General features: G+C 37.6%; 6 protein-coding genes. 4 read left to right on the top strand and 2 right to left on the bottom strand.

Going from position 1 to position 6,953, the window contains the following annotated elements; genetic code table 11:
* The first annotated feature begins 503 nt into the window (after positions 1-503).
* Positions 504-1,025 carry a hypothetical protein gene (locus tag ABIQ28_RS10235; protein ID WP_348036921.1) on the top strand — a complete coding sequence of 174 codons (522 nt, stop codon included), beginning with the start codon at positions 504-506 and terminating at the stop codon, positions 1,023-1,025.
* A gap of 406 nt (positions 1,026-1,431) precedes the next feature.
* Here the strand turns inward: ABIQ28_RS10235 and ABIQ28_RS10230 are convergent, their stop codons facing one another.
* Both ABIQ28_RS10230 and ABIQ28_RS10225 read right to left on the bottom strand, forming a co-directional pair.
* A complete protein-coding gene (locus tag ABIQ28_RS10230) occupies positions 1,432-2,151 on the bottom strand; it encodes a hypothetical protein (RefSeq protein ID WP_348036919.1) in 720 nt (239 codons plus the stop codon).
* Positions 2,152-2,305: 154 nt separating this feature from the next.
* Complete coding sequence (locus tag ABIQ28_RS10225; RefSeq protein ID WP_348036917.1) at positions 2,306-2,911, bottom strand: acyl carrier protein phosphodiesterase; 606 nt, start codon at positions 2,909-2,911, stop codon at positions 2,306-2,308.
* Between the two features lie 40 nt (positions 2,912-2,951).
* Here ABIQ28_RS10225 and ABIQ28_RS10220 point away from each other — a divergent pair, with 40 nt between their 5' ends.
* The 3 genes from ABIQ28_RS10220 to ABIQ28_RS10210 all read left to right on the top strand — a co-directional run.
* A complete protein-coding gene (locus ABIQ28_RS10220; RefSeq protein ID WP_348036915.1) occupies positions 2,952-4,019 on the top strand; it encodes an acyltransferase in 1,068 nt (355 codons plus the stop codon).
* Positions 4,020-5,408 carry a phosphoglucosamine mutase gene (glmM, locus tag ABIQ28_RS10215; protein WP_348036913.1) on the top strand — a complete coding sequence of 463 codons (1,389 nt, stop codon included), beginning with the start codon at positions 4,020-4,022 and terminating at the stop codon, positions 5,406-5,408.
* A 120-nt stretch (positions 5,409-5,528) separates the two neighbouring features.
* A partial coding sequence (locus ABIQ28_RS10210; protein ID WP_348036911.1) for an aminotransferase class V-fold PLP-dependent enzyme occupies positions 5,529-6,953 on the top strand: 1,425 nt, incomplete at its 3' end.

Below are 6,953 nucleotides of genomic sequence, written 5' to 3'. Positions count from 1 at the left end.
GGTTTTTAGTGGTTACAATTTCTAAAATATGAAAATCATGAAGTGTTTAGTCGAAATAAAATCGATTATAAATCATTGTTGACAGATTAAAGCTGCGTTGATCTACTAAGAATAGAGATAAATAAAGGTGTTTCAATGTTTTTGACCCTCAATCTCCTTCATTTCGAGGTTTTTTGAAAACTATTGCTAAATCATCATAACCCATTCTAATTATGAATTTCACAGCCCTTATTTTCAATTAATTACGTGGTTAGTCTTTGTTCTTGGTTCTATCAGCGAGGCAGCGGTTACTGAGCTTGTCGAAGTGTCTTAATTCTTTTTCGGACAATAGTGATTATAAATATATGCTTCAGTTTTAAATACTTTAAAAAAAGTAATATACTTGTGGTTCATTACAAAAAGTGCTTTGCTCTATGGATGGAGCATAGTATCGGAGAAATGAAAATTATAAATATAATCTAACATAGATTCCCTCCTTCGTGGGAATGAAAAAACATTTTTCAATGCAATTACTAGGAATTAGCTCCAGAATAAACCACCCAGAATTTGGCAAAGGCGTCGTAACCAACGTCACCTCAAAACATTATTGGGTAACATTTATTGACAGCGGATTAGAAACGATTGACCTCGATTCGGAATTTGAAGTCATCGAAGCCGCAGAAGATGATGTAGATACCATCAGTTTTCATGAAGTGGAAACTACTCTAAAATCTATTTTGAAGAAATGGAGCGACGTGAGCGAAGTCGTGACCATCGCTGATAAGTGGAAAGGTGGCAAACTCATTTTACAGCCGGGAGATTCTAATCTAAAATCGAGTGAAGTGCCTATTGATACGTTTTTTCATAAAATCACGATGGTTCGTGACCGTTTGCGTGTGATGGAGCAAAAAATCAATAGCAGTAAGCTCGACGAACAAGAAAAGATTGAGCTGCAGCAATATATTACCAGAAGTTACGGCAGTTTGACCACCTTTAATGTTTTGTTTAAGCATGCTAGTCAAAACTTTGTGGGGCAGAAGGGGTAGAATTCAGTCTTCAGTTGGCAGTCTTCAGTTGGCAGTCGCAGTCACAGTCTCAAGGGCAGCAGATAGGACAATAGTTCTCAGGTTTTAGTTGTTAGTGGGAAGTTAAAAGTTTTTACTAGAACCAATTTCTTTGTGAAACTCTGTGTTTCCTTTGTGCAACTCTGTGTAATAGCATTCACGGTTACATTCATAGTCACAACGGCTGAAGGCAGGGGCTATAGTTGCTAGATTATAGTCGGTAGTGGGTAGTTGAAAATTTTTGCTATTACATATTATTTTGTGAAACATGTGTCGTTTATTTTTTAGAAATAAATCGGTTAATTCAATTGAAAAACATAATTTTTACTGAACACTGAACACTGAACACTGCCCGTCCGCAGCTTTTGCGAAGGGGGGAACTCATAATTTATTTCTGTCCAACTATATCCGTGATCTCTATGCCAATGACCATAAACTTATGAAAAGTTGGTAATTGCGCACCGCTTTCGGTGGTTGTCCAATCGCTCCAAGTGGCTTCCAAACCGTTAATTGGTAAAATGTTCACCCACATTTGGAAGCTTGTTGGTTTTCCTGAAGCATCCAAATGCCACAGATAAGAATCTCCAGGCGTAGTGCCTCCACAGCTGTAAGTGACTAAAAGTGCTTCTTGGCCATTTTCTAAAGTTACCAAGCTGCGCTGTGTTCCTGAATCGAAAACTTTATAGGGCGCCACTAACCAGAATGAGTCATTATTAAAATAAACGATTGCTTTTTCAATAAGTTCTTTTGACGAGTTGCCTTCTACTTTTATGTCGTTTTGAAAGGCTTTACTCTTAGAGGTATCGTTCAAGTCGAGATTGATTTTATAAGCTTTCCAAAACACTTCACACGTATTTTCGGCCTTATTCCACTTATAGTGATGTCTTTTATTGAAGGTCCATTCTATATAGTCAGTGTTTTTATAGGCCTCATAATCGAGGGCATTTAGCATTTTTGTCGCCAATTGTTCCGCTTGCGGACCTTCGATTCCTGTGGGTAACTCTTCATTATATTTAAAGTATAAAATACCAAATAGGAAAAGGGTAGGTAGCGTAAAGAAGACGATGACTCCTGCTACGATTTTTAATATTTTTTTCGGACTTGCCACGGATGATTTTTTTGTTAAAAATAGTTGTTGCAAATATAGTTGTTTCACAGAGACACACTGAGTAATATGAGATGCACAAAGAAATATGTAATAAAACGCTGTGTACCTCCACGTTTCTTAGTGTAAATCTGTGAAATAACTCAGCCCTAATTATCTATTCCAAAGTGTAATCCAACTTCAGCGCTGCTAATTTTTCACTCGAAAACAAACGCAATTCCTCAAAAAAAGAAGTGAATTCTGCTTCAAATTCCTGATAGAATTCCTTGAGTTCGTCGGTGGCGCGATCCATTCCAACAATATTTTTTGTCCGTCTGTTCATGCCATTTAATGCGTTTTGGATGCCTTCAATTTTCGCATAGTTCAATAACCAGTTATCGGCAAGCATATAGGGCATCATTTTTTGTATGCGCGATGGGAGCAGATCATTATGTATTCGCAAGGATTCATAGAAGTCATCCACATATATTTTTAATGGTATTTCTGAATAGGAGGACCAATTTTTAGCTAAAAAATGATCGTATAAAATATCGACAATCACACCACTATAATGACCGTATCGGGGATGTAAGCGTTTGGTACTTAATCTAACGGTAGGATGCGCATCGGTAAACGTGTCAATTTCGCGATGTAAAAGAACGCCAACTTGAATGGCATTCGGATAAGTTTGATACCGTTTGCCTTTAATGCCGTCGGCAATAAAGTTTCCAATAGTGATCATTTCGTTATCTCCCGAAAGGTAAATATGGGCTAAAAAATTCATTCAATAAATATATGTATTTTTGGTCTTCAAAAATTATAATTTGGAGAGATTACCCAATTTAGATCCCTTACGTTTTATTTTAGCTTCATTGGTTGTTTTTTTTCATTTGCCACAACTCTCCTCTAATCAAGGACTGCCGAGTGCCACTATAATCCCTGTTTTTAACAGAGGTACAGAGGCTGTTTATATGTTTTTCGTGTTGAGTGGATTTTTGATTATCAAACTGATTTATAGACAAAAGCTTCAGAGCCGCTTCTCCATTAAAAAATTTTATATACGACGGGCTTTAAGAATATTACCGCTTTATTATCTTATTGTTAGTTTCGGTTTTATTTTCTACAATGTTATTTTACCCTATTTGGGCATTCCTTTTGAAATCAATTATAAATTGCATGAAGGCATTTTATGGACTGTTTTTTTTCTGCCTAACGTGTTTGCTAAACTTTATGCTCCTGGTGGGATTTTGGGGATATTGTGGTCTATTGGAATTGAAGTACAGTTTTATTTTATGATCGCTCTTCTGATGTACTTTGTAACCAAAACCAAGGTTTTGAGAATGTTGGTTGTTTTAAGTGTGTTCTATTTTGTAATGTATCATTTAGATGTACTGTATTTTTTAAGACAATATTATTTTGTGTACTTCTTTTTGTTTTTTGGTGGGATTATTGCCATTCTGGAAGAAAAAAAACAGCTTGAATTTTTGAAGTCATCAAGCATTATTCCGTTGTTGATTGTTTGTGCTGTAGTGCTCTACTTTTTTACAGATCTGCTCTATTTTGAATCCTTATGGCTTTATAATCTTTTCACAATGATTATCTTCGGGCTGTTCATACATACTTTAGCACATAATAATTGTGGTAAACAAATCCGTAATAAACGACTCCATCATTTAGGGCACATTTCTTATGGTATTTACATGTATCATGTAATTGCTATGAATGCGGTGGTTTTTTTATTTTTGAAAGTTCAAGAAATGGAAATTTTCAATGATTTGGTAATGATTATTTTGATTTATATATTGACTTTTGCATTGACCATTTTAATGGCTCATTTTTCATATAAATACTTTGAAACCTATTTTTTAAAACTTAAAAATAAATTTAGATAAATGACACTCATCAAATCAATTTCAGGAATACGAGGTACTATTGGCGGAAAAGTTGGCGATAATTTGACCCCAATTGATGCGGTTAAATTTGCAGCGGCTTATGGTGTATGGATCAAGCAACAGCGACACAAGGAAAACTACCGTGTTGTGGTGGGGCGCGATGCGCGAATTTCTGGTGAAATGATCCAAAATTTAGTCATGAATACGCTAGTAGGATTAGGCATTCACGTGATTGATCTTGGATTGTCAACAACACCTACAGTAGAAGTTGCTGTCCCAATGGAGCATGCTGATGGCGGAATTATTTTGACCGCCAGCCATAACCCAAAACAATGGAACGCGCTTAAACTCCTTGACGCCAAAGGCGAATTTTTAAATGCTGCCGAAGGTGCCAAAATTTTAGAAATAGCCGAAAATGACCACATGGATTTTTCTGAAGTAGACCATCTTGGTAAAATCACAAAAAACGAAGCGTATATCGATATTCATATTGATGAAGTTTTAAAGATGCCGTTGGTCAATAAGAAAGCGATTAGAGACGCCAAATTTAAAGTGGTGGTCGATGGTGTCAATTCTACCGGAGGAATTGTTATTCCGTTGTTATTAGAGCGTTTAGGCGTCCAGGCGATAAAATTGTATTGTGATCCGACGGGTCATTTTCCACATAACCCAGAGCCTTTAAAGGAACATCTACAAGATTTATCGGCGATGGTCGTTGCCGAGAAAGCTGATTTTGGAATTGCGGTTGATCCTGATGTGGATCGTTTGGCTTTTGTGGATGAAAACGGGGAGATGTTTGGTGAAGAATACACCTTAGTGGCCTGTGCAGATTATGTATTAAGCAAAACCCCAGGAAATACGGTGAGTAATATGAGTTCAACCAGAGCTTTGAGAGATGTTACTGAAAAACATGGCGGAAGTTATGAGGCCAGTGCCGTAGGAGAGGTCAATGTTGTGGAATTGATGAAGAAGAATCATGCCATTATTGGAGGCGAAGGTAACGGCGGAATTATTTATCCGGAATTACATTATGGCCGTGATGCGCTTGTGGGTGTGGCATTGTTTTTAAGTTTGCTGGCAGAAAAGGAAATGTCTGTAAGTGCACTTCGAGCGACTTATCCAAATTATTTTATGGGCAAGAAAAAGATCGATTTGACTCCAGAAATTGATGTAGATGGTATTTTAAAAACGATGGAAGCGCGTTATAAAGATGAAAAATTGACGACTATTGACGGTGTTAAAATAGATTTCAGCAACAGTTGGGTGCATTTGCGCAAGAGTAATACCGAGCCAATTATCAGGATTTATACCGAGGCGCCTTCACAAGTTGAAGCTGATGCACTTGCTGATAAAATCATTGCTGAAATTAAGGCTATCGCAAATATTTAGTACCTTTGAGAGGATTTTAATGTTCATGAATCTGAAGCAGATAACTATCGTTGAAATGAACATGAAATGGAATTCATCCCGTTATTGGACGGGATAAAATACTTGAAAATTTTAATTCGAATGATTTCAACAGTAACACCACATTTAAAAACAACTGAACTCGAGCAATACTTTCAACAGTTCAGAAAGCATATTATAGGCATTGATCAGGAATTTGAGACCCCTTATGGGAAGAAGAAAATCGTTTATACCGACTGGACCGCTTCCGGGCGTTTGTACCGACCTATTGAGGAAAAGTTGATGAATGTTTTTGGGCCTTACGTCGCGAATACGCATACCGAGACGACTGTTTCGGGCACGGCAATGACTAAGGCTTATCACAAGGCAAAGCATATCATCAAGGATCATGTGAATAGCAACGATGATGATGTGTTGATTTGTTGTGGCAGTGGAATGACCGAAGCGATCAATAAATTTCAGCGTATTTTGGGTTTGAAAGTGCCTGAAAACATGCAAAAGTATACAGTGGTTCCTGCGGAAATAAAACCTGTTGTTTTTATCACGCATATGGAACACCATTCCAACCAAACGTCATGGTTGGAAACCATTGCAAAAGTGGAAGTCATTCCTCCAGGAGAAGATGGCTTATTCTGCATGGAAAATTTTAAAGTACTTCTTGAACACTATAAAGATCATCCTATTAAGATTGCCTCCGTTGTTGGCGGATCGAACGTGACAGGAATTCAAACGCCTTATCATGCCATTGCTAAATTGATGCATCAAAATGGTGGGGTTTGTTTTGTAGATTTTGCATGTTCTGCTCCTTATGTTCATATTGATATGCATCCGGAAGATGAAGAAGAGGCCTTGGATGCTATTTTCTTTTCGCCACACAAATTTGTTGGAGGGCCGGGCACATCTGGTGTTTTGATCTTCAGTAAAAAATTGTACAAAAACATGATTCCTGATAGTCCAGGTGGCGGTACGGTAAGCTGGACCAATCCTTGGGGAGAGCACAAATACATCGATAATATTGAAGATCGGGAAGATGGTGGGACTCCAGGATTCTTGCAAACCATTAAAACTGCTTTGGCCATTAAGTTGAAGGATCAAATGGGAGTTGACAATATCCTTGAGCGCGAACATGAAATTATCGATTATATTTTCGAGAAGCTCAATGCTATTGATAACGTGAATATTCTTGCGGGTCAGCATCAAGACAGATTGGGAGTGATTTCTTTTTATATTGATGATTTGCACTTCAATTTGGGCGTAAAGATTTTAAACGATCGTTTCGGAATCCAAACACGAGGTGGTTGTAGTTGCGCAGGTACTTATGGGCATTTCTTATTGCACGTTGACGTGGAAATGTCCAATGAATTGACCAATGAGATTTCTTTGGGCGAATTGGTTCGTAAGCCGGGTTGGATTCGTATGTCCATTCATCCGACGACAACGACCGCAGAAACGGTTTATTTTTGTGAAAGTTTAAAAGCACTTGCTGAAAATCACAAGGAATGGGCGAATGATTATGAATACATCGGA

It is taken from the genome of Gelidibacter sp., assembly GCF_039916245.1.
GTDB lineage: Bacteria > Bacteroidota > Bacteroidia > Flavobacteriales > Flavobacteriaceae > Gelidibacter.
Note: the sequence above shows the minus strand (reverse complement) of the source record. Positions and strands in the feature narration are given on the sequence as shown.